Raw genomic sequence first — 18,685 nt, 5'->3', positions numbered from 1 at the left:
TTCGGCACATGATCGGGACGTGCGACGCGCCCGCGCCTGCGGCGCCCGGCGTCCGCGCCGCCTACGCGGCGTGCTGCGCCACCAGGGCCAGCGCCGCAACAAGGACCACCAGGAGCGCGATGAGCGCCATGGGGTTCAGGCCTGCGAAGGGGCCCTCCTGCTGGAGGCGCTCCCGGTTCGCCCGGCACACCGGGCAGCGGCCCTGACTGACGGGCGCGGCGCAGTTCGCGCACACGAGCCGGTCATATGTCATGCGCTCTCCTCCTCTCGTCCCCTCGTACAACTCGTACAACGCGTCGGGGAACACGGCCGTTCCCCCTACCACTGTGCCAGCTCCGGCGACATTCGGCGCGGCCCCTCCGGGCAAACGCGGCCAGGCCCGTTCCCGACCAGGGGATATACCGGACAACTGCGGACGGCGGGTCCCCACCCCGCGCCCGTTCGCGTATGGTCACGCACACCTACTCCCGGCGACCGTGGTGCACCCGTGATCCGATTCGACAACGTCTCCAAGTCCTACCCGAAGCAGAACCGCCCCGCACTCAGAGATGTCTCCCTGGAGATCGCGAAGGGCGAGTTCGTCTTCCTGGTCGGCTCCTCCGGCTCCGGCAAGTCCACCTTCCTGCGGCTGGTGCTGCGCGAGGAGCGGGCCAGCCACGGCCAGGTCCACGTCCTGGGCAAGGACCTCGGCAAGCTCTCCAACTGGAAGGTGCCGCAGATGCGGCGCCAGCTCGGCACCGTCTTCCAGGACTTCCGCCTGCTGCCCAACAAGACGGTGGCGGAGAACGTCGCCTTCGCCCAGGAGGTCATCGGCAAGCCGCGCGGCGAGATCCGCAAGGCCGTCCCGCAGGTCCTGGAGCTGGTGGGCCTCGGCGGCAAGGAGGACCGCATGCCCGGCGAGCTCTCCGGCGGTGAGCAGCAGCGCGTGGCCATCGCCCGCGCCTTCGTCAACCGCCCGGCCCTGCTGATCGCCGACGAGCCCACCGGCAACCTCGACCCCCAGACCTCGGTCGGCATCATGAAGCTGCTGGACCGGATCAACCGGACCGGCACCACCGTGATCATGGCCACGCACGACCAGCAGATCGTGGACCAGATGCGCAAGCGCGTCATCGAACTCGAACAGGGCCGTCTCGTACGCGACCAGTCGCGCGGCGTCTACGGCTACCAGCACTGAAAGGCCCACCCAGACGTCATGCGCGCCCAGTTCGTCATGTCCGAGATCGGCGTCGGTCTCCGCCGCAATCTCACCATGACCTTCGCGGTCATCATCTCCGTGGCCCTCTCGCTCGCCCTGTTCGGCGGCTCCCTGCTCATGCGCGACCAGGTGAGCGCGATGAAGGGCTACTGGTACGACAAGGTCAACGTCTCGATCTACCTCTGCAACAAGAGCGACGCGGAGGACCAGAGCGAGACCGGCAGCAAGGCCTGCGCCAAGGGGGCGGTGACCCCCGAGCAGAAGCAGCAGATCGAGACCGACCTGAAGAAGATGGACCTGGTCCAGACGGTCCACTACGAGTCCTCCGACGAGGCGTACAAGCACTACAAGGAGCGCTTCGGGCACACCGCGCTCGCCTCGGTCATCACCCCGGACCAGATGCCCGACTCCTTCCGGGTGAAGCTCAAGCAGCCCGAGAAGTACAAGGTCATCACCACGGCCTTCGCCGGCCGCGACGGCGTGCAGTCCGTGGCCGACCAGCACACCGAGCTGGACAACCTCTTCCAGATGCTCGGCTACCTCAACTGGGCGGCCCTCGGCATCATGATGATCATGCTGATCGTGGCGCTGCTGCTGATCGTCAACACGGTGCGCGTCTCCGCCTTCAGCCGTCGGCGGGAAACCGGGATCATGCGGCTGGTCGGTGCGTCCAGCTTCTACATCCAGGTGCCGTTCATCATGGAGGCCGCCTTCGCCGGGCTCATCGGCGCGCTCTTCGCCTGCCTGATGCTCGGCGCCGGCCAGTACTTCGTCATCGACCACGGCGCCTCGCTGCGCCACAAGATGGAGCTGATCAACTTCATCGGCTGGGACTCGGTGTTGACCAAGCTGCCGCTGGTGCTGGTCATCGGGGTGCTGATGCCCTCGCTGGCGGCGTTCGTCGCTTTGCGCAAGTACCTGAAGGTGTGACGAGCGCCCCGTGTGAGCTCCGCCCAACCCTCCGTACCGGAACGGCCCTTGTCCTAGACTCGCAGCCATGCCGGGTCTTCCCGCCCTCTGTCTCCGGCCCCGCGACAAGCGTCGCGGGGCCGCTTTGACGTTGGTGTTCGTCACGGCCGTCACCGCCGCCGCGGGGCTCGGCTGCTGGGACCGCGCGGACGCCACCGGCGCCACTGGCGCCTCGGCCGGCGCCGGCTTAACTCCCCCCGGATCCCTCCCCGATGGGGCCTCCGGCACCGCCGACCGGGAGGCCGTCGCCCGCGCCGCCGCCGAGGCCGTCGCCGAGGGCAAGTCCGGCAAGAAGGCCGCCCAGGACGTCGTCAGCCGCAGCGGCGACCGCTGGGGCGTCGTCTACGACCAGGGCGAGTACGCCGCCTTCGCCGAGGGCCTCGACGGCCGCTGGACCGGCGTCGGCCTCTGGCCCGAGCGCCGCGGCGACGGCTCCATCGCCGTCGCCAAGGTCCAGCCCGACAGCCCCGCGGCCCGCGCCGGCCTGCGCGCCGGAGACCGGCTGACCGGGGTCGACGGCCGCACCGTGACCGGCCTGGCCGTCACCGAGGTCGTGGCCCTGCTGCGGGGCGAGGCCGGCACCCCCGTCGTCCTGCGGCTGAGCCGGGACGGCGCCGGCGGCGCCGAGGAGCTCACCGAGACCCTGCGCCGCGAGCAGCTGCACACCGACCCCGTGACCGTACGGGAGCTGCCCGGCGGGATCACCGTCATCAAGGTCGCCTCCTTCACCCGCGGCTCCGGCGAGCGGGTCCGCTCCGCCGTCCGCGCCGCCCCGCCCGGCGCCGGGGTCATGCTCGACCTGCGCGGCAACCCCGGCGGGCTGGTCACCGAGGCCGTGGCGGCCGCCTCCGCCTTCCTCGACGGGGGGCTCGTGGGCACGTACGACGTCCGCGGCACCGAGCGCGCCCTGTACGCCGCCCGCGGCGGGGACACCGCCCGCCCCCTGGTCACCCTGGTCGACGGCGGCACGATGAGCGCCGCCGAGCTGGTCACGGGCGCCCTGCAGGACCGCGGCCGGGCCGTGGCGGTCGGTACGCGGACCTTCGGCAAGGGCTCGGTGCAGATGCCGACCGAGCTCCCGGACGGCTCGGTGGCCGAGCTGACGGTGGGCACGTACCGCACCCCGGCGGGTCGCGTCCTCGACGGCAGCGGCATCACCCCCGACCTGGCCGCCGCCGACGGCGCCGAGGAGCGGGCGCGCACGGTATTGGGTGGCCTCGGGGTGGGGCCGTAGTGCGAAAATGACCGCACTATGGCTAAGGAAAAAGGGCGCAAGCTGATCGCCCAGAACAAGAAGGCGCGGCACGACTACACGATCATCGACACCTACGAGTGCGGGATCGTGCTCACGGGCACCGAGGTGAAGTCCCTGCGCCAGGGCCGTGCCTCGCTCGTCGACGGCTTCGTGTCGGTGGAGGGCCGCGAGGCCTGGATGTACAACGTGCACGTGCCGGAGTACAGCCAGGGCACCTGGACCAACCACACCGCCCGCCGCAAGCGCAAGCTCCTCATGCACCGCGAGGAGATCGACAAGCTGGAGTCGAAGGCCCAGGAGACCGGCCACACCGTCGTCCCGCTCGCCCTGTACTTCAAGGACGGCCGGGCCAAGGTCGAGATCGGGCTGGCGAAGGGCAAGAAGGAGTACGACAAGCGGCAGGCCCTGCGCGAGAAGCAGGACACCCGCGAGACGAACCGCGCCATCGCGGCCGCCCGGCGGCGCCAGCGCGGCGAGCGTTAATCTCCTGGCACGCAGCGGTCCACTTCGCGTACCATGGGGCCTGCACCGCCCCTACGGGGGTAGGCGCACGTTTTGAAAAATCAACATGGGGATGATCGGTTTCGACAGCGGATGTCGAGGCAGGGGAAGCGAGCCGAGGAAGCGGCAATGATCTCGCTAACCACATGTCGCAAAAAATAATCGCCAACTCCAAGAGCGATAACTCCCGCTTCGCCCTCGCTGCCTAATAACAGCGAAACAAACGAAGCCTCTGTGAGGAGCGTCAGCCCGGGCGTGATGCCGACCCGGATCCTGGCGTCAGCTAGGCATCTAAACCTCTAACCCCGGTCACGGGGGCTGGAGGGAAATCAAACAGTGACTGAGCCCGTCGGAGACTTGTCCGCGTGATCTCCGGGGCCGAGAAAATCGAAGCGGACTGCGCTCGGAGAAGCCCTGGTTCTGCACCGTTGGACGCGGGTTCGATTCCCGCCATCTCCACTCATCCCATGTGGGCCAAGGCCCCGCCGCCCTCCCGGGCAGCGGGGCCTTCGTCATGCCCGGAGTCCTGGGCGCCGCCCGCGGTGCCACAGGGCTCTCGGGCCGCCCGGTCGCATCCATTTCCACGAGGCGCACGTCATGTGGTGGCTCGGAGACAGGGAGGCGTCCGTCAACGCCCTGCGCCGTTCCAACCGGGCGCGTTCCCTCCAGGAGCGGCAGGGCCGCCTGCACGCCCTCGGGGTCATCGCCGACCGGCAGATGCAGATGCGGCACATCGAAGCCGCCGCGCAGACGTGGGGGGAGTTCCTGGACCTGCACACCACCTTGTCGTCCAGCCGGGGCGACGAGCACCTGAAGGCGTTGCGGACGGGGATGTCCCGGTACCGCGGCGTGGCCGGGGTGGGGGATCTTCTGGGCCGGGCCGCTGACGTCGCCCGGCTCAAGGCCGCCTGAGGCGGGTGGCCAGGGCCAGGGCCGTCAGGGCCGCGGCCGCGGGGAGGGCGTACGGGGTGGTGGTGCCGTAGTGGTCGACCGCCGTGCCCGCTGCGGACGAGCCGGTGGCTATGCCCGCCAGGATGGCGGTGACCGCGAGGGTCATGCCCTCGTTGAGCCGGGCCGGCGGGGTCGCGGCGTGGATGCGGGACATCGCCGTGACCATCACCGGTGCCGTGGCCATGCCCGCCAGCAGCAGGGCGCCGCCCAGCAGGGCCACCGAGCCCGTTGCGGCCGCCGCCCAGGGCAGGGACATGGCCACCGCCAGGGCGGCCAGGCAGGTGAGCAGCCCGCGGGCGCGGACCGTGCCGTACAGCAGCCCGGCCGCGCAGGAGCCCGCCGCCTGCAGGGCCAGGACCAGGCCCACCGAGGCGCCCAGCCCGTGCGCCTTCAGGTGGGCGATCGAGGTGACCTCCATCGCGCCGAACACCACCCCCAGGGGGAGGAAGAGGGCCAGGAGCGGGGAGAGGGCGCGCAGCGGCGAGCCCCGGCGGGCGGTCCGCGAGGGCGGCGGCTCCGTGGCGCGCTGCGCGGTGAACAGGAGCATGCCCGCCAGCAGGAGGGCGGCGCCGGTGAGGGTGCCCGCCTCCGGGAAGGCCGCCGAGCACAGCAGGGCCGCCACCACCGGGCCGAGCATGAAGCACAGCTCGTCGGCGGCCTGCTCGAAGGCCATCGCCGTGTGGTGCTCGGCGCCCGAGCCGCCCAGCAGGTGGGTCCAGCGGGCCCGGGACATCCCGCCGATGTTCGGGGTCGTCGCGGTGGCCGCGTACGAGGCGAAAAGGGTCCAGGCCGGGGCCCCGTGGCGGACGCACAGCACCAGCGAGAGCGAGCCGAGCACCGCGATGAGCGTGGCCGGTACGGCGATGCGGGCCTGGCCGTGGCGGTCGACCAGGCGGGCGGTCCACGGGGCGACCACGGCGGTGGCCGCCATGCCCGCCGCGGTGACCGAGCCCGCCAGGGCGTACGAGCCGCGCTGCCCGGCGATCATCATGACCGCGCTCACGCCGAACATCCCCATGGGCAGCCGGGCCAGCAGGTTCCCCGCGGTGAAGGCGCGGGTGCCCGGCCGGGCGAAGAGCCGGGCGTACGGGCCCGGGGCGGCGGCCTTGCGGGCGCTGCGGCGCGGGGGAGCGGCGAGGACCAGCGTGGAGCCGGTCACGGTCATACGGGTGGGGGAAGGGGTGGCGGTGTGCGGCATGGTGTCCACCATCCGGCCCGCGGCCGGGCGGCGTCCAACACCCATCCGCTGCCGATTCACCCGCTTCTGTTGTTAGTCTCGGCCGGTGAACCCCCGCGATGTCGACCCCCGTCTGCTGCGCGCCTTCACCGCCGTGGCCGAGGACCTGCACTTCACCCGTGCCGCCGCCCGCCTCTACACCGCCCAGCAGGCGCTCAGCAGGGACGTGCGGCGCCTCGAACACGCCCTGGGCGCCCCCCTCTTCGTCCGCACCACCCGCGCCGTCGAGCTCACCGCCGACGGCGAGCGGCTGCTGCCGCTGGCCCGGCGGGTGCTGGCCGCGCACGAGGAGCTCACCGCCGCCTTCGCCGGACCCCGCCCCCTCCTCGTCGACGTCAACACCGACGGGCCCGGCAGCGCCCGCACCGTGCTGGAGCGGGCCCGCGAACTCGCCCCGGACTGCGAGCTGATGGCCCGCTTCGAGAGCGGGCTCACCCACGCCGCCGCCGAGGTCGCCGCCGGCCGGCTGGACGTCGCCTTCGGGTACGTGGAGGGCCTCGACCCGGCGCTGCGCGGCCGCCTCGCCCACCGGCTCGTGCGCTACGAGCCGCTCGCCGTGCTGCTGCCCGAGGGCCATCCGCTGGCCGCGCTGCCCCGCGTACCGCTGGACGCACTGGCCGGGGAGCAGGTGTACGCCGGGGCCGGGAACCCGCGGACCCTCGAGTGGACCCGCCTGGCGCGCGAGCTGTTCGAGGGGCGCGGCATCGCGCTCGCCCCGGCCGCCCCGGTGGCGGTCGGCAAGGAGGAGTTCCGCCGGGTCATGGCCAAGACCCGCAACCCCGTGCTCGCCAGCGTGGAGTTCCTCGACCTGCCGGGATGCGTGAAGCGGCCGCTGGTCGACCCCGTCCCGCTGTCGCCGCTGTCCATGGTGTGGCGCAAGGGATTCGGCCACCCCGGCCTGGACGCCCTGCACCGGGCCGCGGCCCGGCTCGCCGCCGACGGCGGCTGGCTCGACGCCCCCGCCGGGAGCTGGCTCCCCGGCGCGCTCACAGGCTCCTCCGGCCGGGGGTGAGTGCAAGGTTTCTCACCGGTCATCCCGCGGGGACCGAGGCCGAAACGCGCCGTTCCTACGGTCGGCACCACGGACCGACAGCTGTGGAGGCGTGTGATGACCACCCGTACGACCGCACCGCGCAGGGGAGGCCGCTGGATCGAGCGGTGGGAGCCCGAGGACGAGGCCTTCTGGAAGGAGTCCGGGGAGCGCATCGCCCGGCGCAACCTGCTGTGGTCGGTGTTCTCGGAGCACATCGGCTTCTCCATCTGGTCCCTGTGGTCCGTGATGGTGCTCTTCATGGGCCCCGCCTACGGGATCGACCCGGCCGGCAAGTTCTTCCTGATCGCGACGGCCACCAGCGTCGGCGCCCTCGTCCGCATCCCCTACACCTTCGCCGTCGCCCGCTTCGGCGGCCGCAACTGGACGGTCGTCAGCGCCCTGCTGCTGCTCGCGCCCACCGCGGCCGCGCTCGTGGTCATGGAGCCCGGGACCCCGTACGGGACCTTCCTGGCCGTGGCCGCCCTCACCGGCGTCGGCGGCGGGAACTTCGCCTCCTCCATGACCAACATCAACGCCTTCTTCCCGCTGCGCAAGAAGGGCTGGGCGCTCGGCCTGAACGCCGGCGGCGGCAACATCGGCGTCCCCGTCGTCCAACTCGCCGCGCTCCTGGTCATCGGCACCGCCGGGGCCGGCCACCCGCGGCTGCTGCTCGCCGCGTACGTGCCGCTGATCGTGGCGGCCGCCGTGTTCGCCCTGCTGCGGATGGACAACCTGGCGCCCGTGCGCAGCGACGGCGGCGCCGTCCGCGAGGCCGTCCGCGAGGGCCACACCTGGATCATGGCCTTCCTCTACGTCGGCACCTTCGGGTCCTTCATCGGCTACAGCTTCGCCTTCGGCCTCGTGCTGCAGACGCAGTTCGGCCGGACCCCGCTCCAGGCCGCCTCGCTCACCTTCATCGGGCCGCTGCTCGGCTCGCTGGTCCGGCCGGTGGGCGGCGCGCTCGCCGACCGGTTCGGCGGGGCCCGCATCACCCTCGGGGTCTTCGTGGCGATGGCCGGTGCCACCGGGGTCGTCGTCGCCGCGTCGCTGCGCGCGTCGCTGTCCGTCTTCCTCGTCGGCTTCGTCGCCCTCTTCGTGCTCAGCGGCATCGGCAACGGCTCCACGTACAAGATGATCCCCGGCATCTTCCAGGCCAAGGCGCTGGCCCGCGGCGCGGTCGGCGAGGAGGCGGCCGCGTACGGGCGCCGGCTCTCCGGCGCCTCCATGGGGCTCATCGGCGCGGTCGGCGCCCTCGGCGGACTCGGCATCAACCTCGTCTTCCGCGAGGCGTTCCTGTCCTCCGGATCCGGGACGGCGGCCTTCGTGACCTTCCTCGGCTTCTACGCGGTGTGCTGCGCGGTCACCTGGGCGGTATACCTTCGCCGGCCCGCTGCCGCACCCGTGCCCGAGGGCGGTGCGGTGGCGAAGCCGCAGCTCACGTCGGTGTAACAGCGGTTTACGGGCCCGAAATACGGTGGAACCGGGCCTGACACGCAGACTTGACAGGCTCGGTACCCGTGGCTCGACACGCGGGCGCGCACCAGGAACGACCCACTGGCAAGGCAGGTCACATGGACGACGACACGCACACCGCCGCTGCCGCCGGTGCGGACGCCGCCGACTCCGGTGCGGACGCCGCCGAGGCGGGCCCGCTCGCCGGATTCACCGTCGGCGTCACCGCCGCCCGGCGCGCCGACGACCTGATCGCCCTGCTGCGCCGGCGCGGCGCCACCGTCCTGCACGCCCCCGCCCTGCGGATCGTGCCGCTGGCCGACGACGGCGAACTCCTCGCCGCCACCCGGGAGCTGCTCGCCTGCCCGCCCGACGCGGTGGTGGCCACCACCGCCATCGGCTTCCGCGGCTGGATCGAGGCCGCCGACGGCTGGGGCATCGGCGAGGAGCTCCTGGCCCGGCTGCGCGCCGTCGAACTCCTGGCCCGCGGGCCCAAGGTCAAGGGCGCCATCCGGGCCGCCGGGCTCGTCGAGTCCTGGTCCCCGCAGTCCGAATCCCTCGCCGAGGTCCTCGACCGGCTGCTCGCCGCGGGCGTCGCCGGGCGGCGCATCGCGATCCAGCTGCACGGCGAGCCGCTGCCCGGCTTCGTCGAGGCCCTGCGCGACGGCGGGGCCGAGGTGGTCGTGGTCCCGGTCTACCGGTGGATGCCCCCCGAGGACCCCGGCCCGCTGGACCGGCTCCTCGACACGGTGGCGGGCGGCGGCGTCGACGCCGTCAGCTTCACCTCCGCCCCCGCGGCCGCCTCGCTGCTCTCGCGGGCCGAAGAGCGCGGGCTCGCCGAACCGGTGCTCGCCGCGCTGCGGGGCGAGGTGCTCTCCGCCTGCGTCGGCCCCGTCACCGCCGTCCCGCTCCAGGCCCGCGGCATCGACACCGTCCAGCCGGAGCGGTTCCGGCTGGGGCCGCTGGTGCAGCTGCTGTGCCGCGAGCTCCCCGGGCGGGCCCGGGTGCTGCCGGTCGCCGGACACCGCCTGGAGATCCGCGGCCAGGCCGTCCTCGTCGACGCCGGGCTGCGCCCCGTACCGCCCGCCGGGATGGCCCTGCTGCGGGCCCTGGCCCGGCGGCCCGGCTGGGTCGTCTCCCGCGCCGACCTGCTGCGCGCGCTGCCCGGATCCGGGCGGGACGAGCACGCCGTGGAGACCGCGATGGCCCGGCTGCGGGGGGCGCTGGGCGTGCCGAACCTGATCCAGACGGTGGTCAAGCGGGGCTATCGGCTGGCGCTGGACGCCGGCGAGTGCGCGTGACGCTCCGCGGGGGTCGCCGTTCCGCTGCGCGGAGCCGCTTCCCCACCCCGCCCCTTCCCGAAACCGGGCTCCGCCCGGACCCGGTTCCGGGCGCTTCGCGCCCGCTGCGCTCAAACGCCGGCGCGGGGGCCGGGGGCGGAGCCCCGGTTCGGGAAGGGGCGGGGTGGGGAATGGCTCCGCGCAGCGGCGGGATCACGGGCTGGCCGCCGCGCGCGCGTTCGGTTAGCGTGCCGGGATGATCATTGACGGGGTGGGGATGAGGTGCGTCGGCGTCGCCGACGCCGCCGGGCTGGCCGACGCACTGGCGCGCAACCGCACGCACATGGCGCCCTTCGAGCCGTGGCGCCCCGAGGCGTTCTACACCGAGGCCGGGCAGCGGGCCCGCATCGAGGCCCTGCTGGAAGAGCAGGCCGGCGGCCGCGTGGTCCCGTACGTCCTGATCGAGGAGGCCGGCGGCACGCCCATCGGCATGATGAACCTCGGCAGCATCGCCCTCGGCCCCTTCCGCAGCGGCGGCGTCGGCTACTGGGTCGACCGGGCGTGGCACGGCAGGGGCGTGGCCACCGCAGCCCTCCTGGAGGTCTGCCGGATCGCCCGCGACGAGCTCGGCCTGCACCGGGTGGAGGCCGGCACCCTCGTCGACAACACCGCCTCGCAGCGCGTCCTGGCCAAGGCAGGCTTCGAGCGGATCGGGCTCGCCCCCAAGTACCTGCACATCAACGGCGCCTGGCGCGACCACCGCCTCTTCCAGCGCGTCCTGCACGACGACCCGCCGCTGTAGCCCCCGGCCCGCCGTCAACGCCGCCGCCCGTACGGGGGGTTCCGCATCGACCCGCCGCGCGGCACTCTGAAGGCCGCGGCCCTGGACCAGAGGCGGTGACGGTCATGTGGTTCGACTCCGGGCGGATCTGCCTGGACCTGGTGGCCACCGGCGCCGCCCCCGCGGGCGCCGAGCAGATCAAGGACGGAGACGGGCTGCGGCTGTGGCTCGCCGGAGCCGGGCTCGTGCCCGACCGGACGCCGCTCGCCCGGGTGGGCCCCGACTGGGTGGCCGCCTTCCGGGTGCTCCGCGCCGACGTGGGCAGCCTGGTGCGCGCCGCCCTCGCCGGGGCCGGCCCCGACGAGGCCGCACTCGCCCGGGTCAACGCGCTGGCCGCCGGCCCACCCCCCGGGCTGTGCGCCGTCCCCGACCGCGAGGGGCACCTCGTACGGGAGCTGTGCGGCGGCGTCGAGTGCGGTGCGCTGCTCGCCGCGGTCGCCCGCGACACCGTGGAACTGCTCACCGACCCCGGCGACCGGGCCCTGCTGCGCGCCTGCTCCGCGGACGGGTGCACCCGGGTCTACCTGGACACCTCCCGCGGCCACCGGCGCCGGTGGTGCTCCAGCGAGCAGTGCGGCAACCGCGAGCGCGTCGCCCGCCACCGGCGCCGCCTCCTCGCCGCCCGCCCGGACCGGTGATCTTCGCCCGGCCATCGGAACGGGCGTGCGGACCGGGCGCGGATTCGCGTACGGTTGACGGTCGCCCACGCACGTCAGAAGGGGGCCTTGGTGGCCGCGCAGGATGCCGCTGTCGACAGCACGGCGGATTCCGTCCGCGATCGGGAGATCGCGATCGAGCAGACGCACCTGGACCAGGTGTACCGCCGCCTCGAGGAGAAGATCGACGAGGCCGAGTTCCTCATGAACGACGCGGCCAAGCGCGGCCAGGTCGGCACGCCCGGAGCGCTGGCCGAGCGCGACGCGCAGGTCTTCCGGGCGGGGATCCACCTCAACCGGCTGAACAACGAGTTCGAGGACTTCCTCTTCGGGCGCATCGACCTCCTCCTCGGCAAGGACGGCGAGCGCGGCCCCGACGGCGCGTACACCTCCGTCGCCCCCGCCGACGACGCGATCCGCGAGGACCTCACGGCCGACATCGCCGAGACCCTCCACATCGGCCGCATCGGCGTCCTCGACGCCGACTACTCGCCGCTGGTCATCGACTGGCGCGCCCCGGCCGCCGCGCCGTTCTACCGGTCCACGCCCAAGGACCCCGGCCGCGTCGTGCGCCGCCGCGTCATCCGCTCCAAGGGCCGCAGGGTCCTCGGCGTCGAGGACGACCTGATGCGCCCGGAGGTCACCGCCTTCCTCGACGGGCGCGAGCTGCCCGCCATCGGCGACGGCGCCCTCATGGCCGCGCTCGGCCGGGCCCGTACGCACACGATGCGCGACATCGTCTCGTCCATCCAGGCCGAGCAGGACCTCGTCATCCGCGCCCCCGCCGCCTCCGTCGCCGAGGTCGCGGGCGGCCCGGGCACCGGCAAGACCGCCGTTGCCCTGCACCGCGCCGCCTACCTGCTCTACCAGGACCGGCGCCGCTACGCCGGCGGCATCCTGATCGTCTCGCCGACCCCGCTGCTCGTCGCGTACACCGAGGGCGTGCTGCCCTCGCTCGGCGAGGAGGGCCAGGTCGCCATCCGCGCGCTGGGCTCGCTGGTGGACGGCGCCGAGGCCACCGCGTACGACGAGCCCGCCGTGGCCCGCATCAAGGGCTCCTCCCGGATGCTGAAGGTCCTGCGCAAGGCCGTCCGCGGCGCCCTCGAGCTCGGCGACGCGCCGGAGCGGCTGCGCGTCGTCGCCTTCGGGCAGCGCCAGGAGCTGGAGGCCGCCGAGCTCGACCGGATCCGGCAGAACGTCCTCGGCGGCACCGCCCCCGTCAACCTGCTGCGCCCGCGCGCCCGCAAGCTGCTGCTCGACGCCCTGTACGCCAAGACCGGCGCGGCCGGCCGGCACAGCGACCCCGAGCTCGCCGCCGAACTGCGCTCGGCGTTCGACGAGGACATCTCCACCGAGGACGTCTTCATCGACTTCCTCAACGCCTGGTGGCCCGAGCTGACCCCGCGGGCCGTCCTCGCCGCCCTGGCCGACGAGCGGCGGCTCTCCCGCTGGTCGCGCCGGGTCCTCAACCCGCGCGAGTCCCGCCGCCTGGCCCGCTCCCTGCGCCGGGTCGGCCCCGACGGCCGCGGCCCGCTCTCCGTACACGACGTGGCCCTGCTGGACGAGCTGCAGCAGCTGCTCGGCGCCCCGGCCCGGCCCAAGCGCAAGCGGGAGCTGGACCCGCTGGACCAGCTCACCGGGCTGGAGGAGCTGATGCCGACCCGCGAGGAGAGCCAGTGGGAGCGGGCCGAGCGGATCGCGGCGGAGCGCACCGAGTACGCACACGTGATCGTCGACGAGGCGCAGGACCTGACGCCGATGCAGTGGCGGATGGTCGGCCGGCGCGGCCGCCACGGCACCTGGACCGTGGTCGGCGACCCGGCGCAGTCCTCGTGGATCGACCTGGAGGAGGCGGCCGCCGCCCGTGACGAGGCCCTGGGCACCCGGCCGCGCCGGCGCTTCACCCTGACGGTGAACTACCGCAACCCCGCGGAGGTCGCCGAGGTCGCGGCCCGCGTGCTGCGACTGGCGATGCCCGGGATGGAGCCGCCGACCGCGGTGCGCTCGACCGGCCTGGAGCCCCGCTTCACGGCCGCCGCGGGCGATCTGGGAGCGGTGGTGCGCGAGGAGACCCGGCGGCTGCTGGAGCAGGTGGACGGCACCGTCGGGGTGGTGGTCTCCATGGACCGGCGCACCGAGGCCGCCGGCTGGCTGGCGGAGCTGGGCGACCGGGCGGTGGCGCTGGGCAGCCTGGAGGCCAAGGGCCTGGAGTACGACGCCACGGTGGTCGTCTCCCCGGCGGAGATCGCCGGCGGGACCACCCGCGAGGAGGTCGAGGCCGGCGACTCCCCGGCGGGCCTGCGGGTGCTGTACGTGGCGCTGACGCGCGCGACGCAGCAGCTGACGGTGATCTCCACCGCGCGCGACGAGCCCGACGCGGACGGCGTGCCGTCGCTGCTGCGGGCGTAGCCGCGGGCGCCGCGAAGGCGGTCGCGCGGGCCGCTGGGCCGGATGGCCCGCGGCCGTACGCGTGGCGGGGCGAGACCGACCGCCCCGAGGGGGCTCGGGCGCGCCGATCCTTTGTTAGCCTTGGTACGACACCGGCTCGATCCAAGCCCCCGGGCCCAACCTTCGTCGCTCAGAGCGACCACTTGCCGCGAGGCGAGCATGGCGGGTCGGTGTCATAGGCGTTCAGGTCCGCGCCCCCGGTTCGCCGGGGGCGCGGACCTTTTTCGTTGCCCCTGCGCTTCCCCGACCCCGATATATCTCGTATGGTGGAAGAGTCTTTCCGAAATTCGTAGCGAGTTACCTGCTACTGGCCGGTAGGTGGGACGATCGGACAACAGGTCCTGCCGCACCTGCCGTGTCGCGGGACCCTGTGCGTAACAGAAGAAACAGGGACAGAAGAGGAACACGGCCATGGCAACGGCGCCCAGCGTCTCGTACTCGATGACGGTCCGCCTGGAAGTCCCCGCGAGCGGAACCGCGGTCTCCCAGCTCACCACCGCCGTGGAGTCCTCCGGTGGCTCGGTCACCGGCCTCGATGTGACCGCCTCCGGCCACGAGAAGCTCCGGATCGACGTCACCATCGCCGCGACCTCCACCGCGCACGCCGACGAGATCGTCGGCAAGCTCCGCGGCATCGAGGGCGTCAGTCTGGGCAAGGTCTCCGACCGCACCTTCCTGATGCACCTCGGCGGCAAGATCGAGATGGCGTCCAAGCACCCCATCCGCAACCGCGACGACCTCTCGATGATCTACACCCCCGGCGTCGCCCGCGTGTGCATGGCCATCGCCGAGAACCCCGAGGACGCGCGCCGCCTGACCATCAAGCGCAACTCCGTCGCAGTCGTGACGGACGGCTCCGCCGTCCTGGGCCTGGGCAACATCGGCCCGAAGGCCGCGCTGCCGGTCATGGAGGGCAAGGCGGCCCTCTTCAAGCGCTTCGCCGGCATCGACGCCTGGCCGATCTGCCTGGACACCCAGGACAGCGACGAGATCGTCGCCATCGTCAAGGCGATCGCCCCGGGCTTCGCCGGCATCAACCTGGAGGACATCTCCGCGCCGCGCTGCTTCGAGATCGAGGCCCGGCTGCGCGAGGCCCTGGACATCCCGGTCTTCCACGACGACCAGCACGGCACCGCCATCGTCGTCCTCGCCGCCCTCACCAACGCACTTCGCGTGGTGGGCAAGGCAGTTGGGGACGTCAAGGTCGTCATGTCCGGCGCCGGCGCGGCCGGCACCGCCATCCTGAAGCTGCTCCTGGCCGCAGGCGTGAAGAACGTCGTGAGCGCCGACATCCACGGCGTGGTGCACGCGGGCCGCCCCGACCTGGTCGACGCCGGCGAGGACTCGCCGCTGCGCTGGATCGCGGACAACACCAACCCCGAGGGCTACACGGGCACTCTGAAGGAGGCCGTGGTCGGCGCCGACGTGTTCATCGGCGTCTCCGCCCCCAACGTCCTGTCCGGCGAGGACGTCGCCGCGATGGCCGACGGCGCGATCGTGTTCGCGCTCGCGAACCCGGACCCGGAGGTGGACCCGGCCGTCGCCCGCCAGACCGCCGCCGTCGTGGCCACCGGCCGCTCCGACTTCCCCAACCAGATCAACAACGTGCTGGTCTTCCCCGGCGTCTTCCGCGGCCTGTTGGACGCTCAGTCCCGCACCGTGAACACCGACATGATGCTGGCCGCCGCGAGCGCGCTGGCGGACGTCGTCGGCGAGGACGAGCTGAACGCGAACTACATCATCCCGTCCGTCTTCAACGACAAGGTCGCGGGCGCCGTGGCCGGCGCGGTCCGCAAGGCCGCCCAGGCCGCTGTGACGACGCCCACGTCCGCCTGAGCCCGATCCCGGCGCGTCGCGGGATGCGGGCCCGCCGGGGCGCCTCTAGGGTTGCGGGGATGCCCACGAGGACCGGGAGCCGCATCCCGCCAGTGCGGACGGAGCGTCACCGGGGCGTGACTGTGGCGCTTTTCGTGTGACGTTGGCGGGTGCCGGATTGGCGTTCCCGCCGCTGGTGGGGGCAGGATGCGTAACCGGGCGCGAGGGTCTGACGTTCAGACCCGGGTCCGGGGACTGTCCGAGGGCCCTGGCAGCATCGGCTTCGATCTCACGCCTCCAAGGCAAGTTGAACACGGGAGTACAACATGAACCGCAGTGAGCTGGTGGCCGCTCTGTCCGAGCGCGCCGAGGTGACCCGCAAGGACGCCGACGCCGTTCTGGCCGCGCTCGCCGAGACCGTCGGCGAGATCGTCGCCAAGGGCGACGAGAAGGTCACCATCCCCGGCTTCCTGACCTTCGAGCGCACCCACCGTGCCGCTCGCACCGCGCGCAACCCGCAGACCGGCGACCCCATCCAGATCCCGGCCGGCTACAGCGTGAAGGTCTCCGCGGGCTCCAAGCTCAAGGAAGCCGCCAAGGGCAAGTAAGTCCGCCCTTGTGCCGAGCGCCGCACAGGCGCTCGGGACGGCAGGCGTGTGCAGGCGCGCGCACTCGCGCAGTACCTGCAGTACGTCGCTCGGCGCGCCGTGCAGCACGCCGGCGGTACGCCGCGCAGGACGCAGAAGCGCCGAAGGGCGGCCACCCCCGCGGGGTGGCCGCCCTTCGGCCTGTTCAGCGGCCCCTGGAGGCCTTGGCGGGGCCTCAGACGAGGTCACCGCCGGGGAGCTCGACCTTGGCCCCCAGCTCCACGAGCTTCTCCATGAAGTTCTCGTAGCCGCGGTTGATGAGGTCGATGCCGTGGACCCGCGAGGTGCCCTCGGCCGCCAGCGCCGCGATCAGGTACGAGAACCCGCCGCGCAGGTCGGGGATGACCAGGTCGGCGCCCTGCAGCTTGGTCGGGCCGGAGACGACCGCCGAGTGCAGGAAGTTGCGCTGGCCGAAGCGGCACGCCGAGCCGCCCAGGCACTCGCGGTACAGCTGGATGTGGGCGCCCATCTGGTTGAGCGCCGAGGTGAAGCCCAGCCGGGACTCGTAGACCGTCTCGTGGACGATCGACAGGCCCGTGGCCTGCGTCAGGGCGACGACCAGCGGCTGCTGCCAGTCGGTCTGGAAGCCGGGGTGGACGTCCGTCTCCAGGGCGATCGCGTTGAGCGGGCCGCCCGGGTGCCAGAAGCGGATGCCCTCGTCGTCGATCTCGAAGGCGCCGCCGACCTTCCGGTACGTGTTCAGGAAGGTCATCATCGAGCGCTGCTGGGCGCCGCGCACGTAGATGTTGCCGCCGGTGGCCAGCGCCGCGGACGCCCACGAGGCGGCCTCCAGGCGGTCCGGGAGCGCCTTGTGGTTGTAGCCGCCGAGGCGGTCCACACCGGTGATCCGGATGGTGCGGTCGGTGTCCATCGAGATGATGGCGCCCATCTTCTGCAGGACGCAGATGAGGTCCTCGATCTCCGGCTCGACCGCGGCGTTGCTGAGCTCGGTCACGCCCTCGGCCAGGACGGCCGTCAGCAGCACCTGCTCGGTCGAGCCGACCGAGGGGTACGGGAGGCGGATCTTGCAGCCGCGCAGGCGCTGCGGGGCTTCGAGGTACTGGCCGCCTTCGCGCTTCTCGATGGTCGCGCCGAACTGGCGCAGCACGTCGAAGTGGAAGTCGATCGGCCGGCCGCCGATGTCGCAGCCGCCCAGGCCCGGGATGAAGGCGTGGCCGAGGCGGTGCAGCAGCGGGCCGCAGAAGAGGATCGGGATGCGGGACGAGCCCGCGTGGGCGTCGATGTCGGCGACGTTCGCGCTCTCGACGTGCGTCGGGTCCAGGACCAGCTCGCCCGGCTCCTCGCCGGGGCGCACGGTCACACCGTGCAGCTGGAGAAGACCGCGGACGACGCGCACGTCGCGGATGTCGGGAACGTTGCGGAGCCGGCTGGGTTCGCTGCCGAGCAGAGCGGCGACCATGGCCTTGGGCACGAGGTTCTTCGCACCGCGGACACGGATCTCGCCCTCGAGCGGGGTTCCGCCGTGGACAAGCAGTACATCGTCTGTGCCGGTCATGAATCTCGCGTTCCGGAGGGGTCCTCCCGGCTGTGCCAGGGGGAGGTGGGCAGGGACCAGGGAAAAGGGTAAGGGGCACCGGCCCCCTGTTCGTAAGGCCGACGCGGCCATATGGATGTCATGACTTGGCCACAACACCCTCCGTGCCCGCCTCATGGCGGAGTGTCGTATTCCGGACGGACGAACGGTTCCGGATCGGCGCCACGCGCTCCTTTCTGCTGCCGTGCGCCCGCGCCTGCGTGCGATTCGATCCGCCTCCGCTCCCCCTCAAGGGCGAATGTGCGAGATCATGTCGGCATGACCGAGGTGTCCTCCCTCACCGGGCGGCTGCTCGTGGCCACCCCCGCCCTCGCGGACCCGAACTTCGACCGCGCGGTGGTGCTCCTGCTCGACCACGACGAGCAGGGCTCGCTCGGCGTGGTCCTCAACCGGCCGACCCCCGTGGGCGTCGGCGACATCCTCCTGCCCTGGGCGGGCCTGGCCGGCGATCCGGGCGTCGTCTTCCAGGGCGGCCCGGTCGGCCTGGACTCCGCGCTCGGCGTGGCCGTCATCCCCGGCGAGGAGGGGCCGCTCGGCTGGCGCCGGGTGCACGGCGCGATCGGCCTCGTCGACCTGGAGGCCCCGCCGGAGCTCCTGGCCGCGGCCCTCGGCTCGCTGCGGATCTTCGCCGGCTACTCCGGCTGGGGCCCGGGCCAGCTCGAGGACGAGCTCGGCGACGGCGCCTGGTACGTGGTGGAGTCCGAGCCCGGCGACGTCTCCTTCCCCGACCCGCAGCGGCTGTGGCGGGCGGTGCTGCGCCGCCAGCGCAGCGAGCTGGCCATGGTCGCGACGTACCCGGACGACCCGTCGCTCAACTGAGCCGCGCAAGGGTCGGTACCCTGGCTTG

At 73.0% G+C, this 18,685-nt stretch carries 17 protein-coding genes and 1 other RNA gene; 15 read left to right on the top strand and 3 right to left on the bottom strand.

Annotated features, from left to right (window positions below; all coding sequences use genetic code 11):
* Positions 1-61 precede the first annotated feature (61 nt).
* Positions 62-253 carry a hypothetical protein gene (locus AB0953_RS29255; protein ID WP_361920040.1) on the bottom strand — a complete coding sequence of 64 codons (192 nt, stop codon included), beginning with the start codon at positions 251-253 and terminating at the stop codon, positions 62-64.
* 234 nt (positions 254-487) lie between these two features.
* On the opposite strand from AB0953_RS29255, the gene ftsE reads away from it, so the two are divergent.
* The 6 genes from ftsE (at position 488) to AB0953_RS29225 (ending at position 4,835) form a co-directional block, all read left to right on the top strand.
* Positions 488-1,177 carry a cell division ATP-binding protein FtsE gene (ftsE, locus tag AB0953_RS29250; RefSeq protein WP_361920038.1) on the top strand — a complete coding sequence of 230 codons (690 nt, stop codon included), beginning with the start codon at positions 488-490 and terminating at the stop codon, positions 1,175-1,177.
* An 18-nt stretch (positions 1,178-1,195) separates the two neighbouring features.
* Entirely contained in the window at positions 1,196-2,128 is a 933-nt protein-coding gene (gene ftsX, locus AB0953_RS29245; protein WP_366862576.1) for a permease-like cell division protein FtsX, read from the top strand.
* A gap of 67 nt (positions 2,129-2,195) precedes the next feature.
* Positions 2,196-3,401, top strand: a complete 1,206-nt coding sequence (locus tag AB0953_RS29240) for a S41 family peptidase (protein WP_366862575.1) — start codon at positions 2,196-2,198, stop codon at positions 3,399-3,401.
* Between the two features lie 18 nt (positions 3,402-3,419).
* Positions 3,420-3,905, top strand: a complete 486-nt coding sequence (smpB, locus tag AB0953_RS29235) for an SsrA-binding protein SmpB (protein ID WP_366862574.1) — start codon at positions 3,420-3,422, stop codon at positions 3,903-3,905.
* An 87-nt stretch (positions 3,906-3,992) separates the two neighbouring features.
* Positions 3,993-4,385, top strand: a transfer-messenger RNA (tmRNA) gene (gene ssrA, locus AB0953_RS29230).
* A gap of 135 nt (positions 4,386-4,520) precedes the next feature.
* Entirely contained in the window at positions 4,521-4,835 is a 315-nt protein-coding gene (locus AB0953_RS29225) for a hypothetical protein (protein WP_366862573.1), read from the top strand.
* On the opposite strand, the gene AB0953_RS29220 is transcribed toward AB0953_RS29225, so the two are convergent.
* Positions 4,822-6,039, bottom strand: a complete 1,218-nt coding sequence (locus AB0953_RS29220; protein WP_366862613.1) for an MFS transporter — start codon at positions 6,037-6,039, stop codon at positions 4,822-4,824. The genes AB0953_RS29225 and AB0953_RS29220 overlap by 14 nt on opposite strands.
* 118 nt (positions 6,040-6,157) lie before the next feature.
* On the opposite strand from AB0953_RS29220, the gene AB0953_RS29215 reads away from it, so the two are divergent.
* The 8 genes from AB0953_RS29215 (at position 6,158) to AB0953_RS29180 (ending at position 16,244) form a co-directional block, all read left to right on the top strand.
* Positions 6,158-7,123, top strand: coding sequence for a LysR family transcriptional regulator (locus tag AB0953_RS29215; protein ID WP_366862572.1), 966 nt, complete (start codon positions 6,158-6,160; stop codon positions 7,121-7,123).
* A gap of 96 nt (positions 7,124-7,219) precedes the next feature.
* Complete coding sequence (locus tag AB0953_RS29210) at positions 7,220-8,593, top strand: nitrate/nitrite transporter (RefSeq protein WP_366862571.1); 1,374 nt, start codon at positions 7,220-7,222, stop codon at positions 8,591-8,593.
* 122 nt (positions 8,594-8,715) lie between these two features.
* Entirely contained in the window at positions 8,716-9,897 is a 1,182-nt protein-coding gene (locus AB0953_RS29205) for a uroporphyrinogen-III synthase (protein WP_366862570.1), read from the top strand.
* Positions 9,898-10,132: 235 nt separating this feature from the next.
* On the top strand, positions 10,133-10,678 hold the full coding sequence (locus tag AB0953_RS29200) for a GNAT family protein (RefSeq protein WP_366862569.1): 546 nt from the start codon (positions 10,133-10,135) through the stop codon (positions 10,676-10,678).
* Between the two features lie 104 nt (positions 10,679-10,782).
* Positions 10,783-11,355: a CGNR zinc finger domain-containing protein gene (locus AB0953_RS29195; protein ID WP_366862568.1), complete on the top strand. Its 573-nt coding sequence runs from the start codon at positions 10,783-10,785 to the stop codon at positions 11,353-11,355.
* 90 nt (positions 11,356-11,445) lie between these two features.
* Positions 11,446-13,782 carry a UvrD-helicase domain-containing protein gene (locus tag AB0953_RS29190; protein WP_366862567.1) on the top strand — a complete coding sequence of 779 codons (2,337 nt, stop codon included), beginning with the start codon at positions 11,446-11,448 and terminating at the stop codon, positions 13,780-13,782.
* A 450-nt stretch (positions 13,783-14,232) separates the two neighbouring features.
* A complete protein-coding gene (locus AB0953_RS29185) occupies positions 14,233-15,657 on the top strand; it encodes an NAD-dependent malic enzyme (RefSeq protein WP_366862566.1) in 1,425 nt (474 codons plus the stop codon).
* Between the two features lie 305 nt (positions 15,658-15,962).
* Positions 15,963-16,244, top strand: coding sequence for an HU family DNA-binding protein (locus AB0953_RS29180; protein ID WP_007264399.1), 282 nt, complete (start codon positions 15,963-15,965; stop codon positions 16,242-16,244).
* Between the two features lie 214 nt (positions 16,245-16,458).
* Here the strand turns inward: AB0953_RS29180 and murA are convergent, their stop codons facing one another.
* A complete protein-coding gene (murA, locus tag AB0953_RS29175; protein WP_366862565.1) occupies positions 16,459-17,799 on the bottom strand; it encodes a UDP-N-acetylglucosamine 1-carboxyvinyltransferase in 1,341 nt (446 codons plus the stop codon).
* A gap of 297 nt (positions 17,800-18,096) precedes the next feature.
* Here murA and AB0953_RS29170 point away from each other — a divergent pair, with 297 nt between their 5' ends.
* Complete coding sequence (locus AB0953_RS29170; RefSeq protein WP_366862564.1) at positions 18,097-18,657, top strand: YqgE/AlgH family protein; 561 nt, start codon at positions 18,097-18,099, stop codon at positions 18,655-18,657.
* Positions 18,658-18,685 lie beyond the last annotated feature (28 nt).

This window comes from Streptomyces sp. NPDC046866 (genome assembly GCF_040704625.1).
Lineage (GTDB): Bacteria > Actinomycetota > Actinomycetes > Streptomycetales > Streptomycetaceae > Streptomyces.
The sequence above is the reverse complement of the archived record's forward strand: the minus strand, read 5'-3'. Positions and strand labels throughout refer to the sequence as shown.

Coding starts and splice junctions, on each gene's coding strand:
- AB0953_RS29255 (WP_361920040.1), bottom strand. CDS start 253: ATGACATATGACCGGCTCGTGTGCGCGAACTGCGCCGCGCCCGTCAGT.
- ftsX (WP_366862576.1), top strand. CDS start 1,196: ATGCGCGCCCAGTTCGTCATGTCCGAGATCGGCGTCGGTCTCCGCCGC.
- AB0953_RS29240 (WP_366862575.1), top strand. CDS start 2,196: ATGCCGGGTCTTCCCGCCCTCTGTCTCCGGCCCCGCGACAAGCGTCGC.
- smpB (WP_366862574.1), top strand. CDS start 3,420: ATGGCTAAGGAAAAAGGGCGCAAGCTGATCGCCCAGAACAAGAAGGCG.
- AB0953_RS29225 (WP_366862573.1), top strand. CDS start 4,521: ATGTGGTGGCTCGGAGACAGGGAGGCGTCCGTCAACGCCCTGCGCCGT.
- AB0953_RS29220 (WP_366862613.1), bottom strand. CDS start 6,039: ATGACCGTGACCGGCTCCACGCTGGTCCTCGCCGCTCCCCCGCGCCGC.
- AB0953_RS29210 (WP_366862571.1), top strand. CDS start 7,220: ATGACCACCCGTACGACCGCACCGCGCAGGGGAGGCCGCTGGATCGAG.
- AB0953_RS29205 (WP_366862570.1), top strand. CDS start 8,716: ATGGACGACGACACGCACACCGCCGCTGCCGCCGGTGCGGACGCCGCC.
- AB0953_RS29200 (WP_366862569.1), top strand. CDS start 10,133: ATGATCATTGACGGGGTGGGGATGAGGTGCGTCGGCGTCGCCGACGCC.
- AB0953_RS29195 (WP_366862568.1), top strand. CDS start 10,783: ATGTGGTTCGACTCCGGGCGGATCTGCCTGGACCTGGTGGCCACCGGC.
- AB0953_RS29185 (WP_366862566.1), top strand. CDS start 14,233: ATGGCAACGGCGCCCAGCGTCTCGTACTCGATGACGGTCCGCCTGGAA.
- AB0953_RS29180 (WP_007264399.1), top strand. CDS start 15,963: ATGAACCGCAGTGAGCTGGTGGCCGCTCTGTCCGAGCGCGCCGAGGTG.
- murA (WP_366862565.1), bottom strand. CDS start 17,799: ATGACCGGCACAGACGATGTACTGCTTGTCCACGGCGGAACCCCGCTC.
- AB0953_RS29170 (WP_366862564.1), top strand. CDS start 18,097: ATGACCGAGGTGTCCTCCCTCACCGGGCGGCTGCTCGTGGCCACCCCC.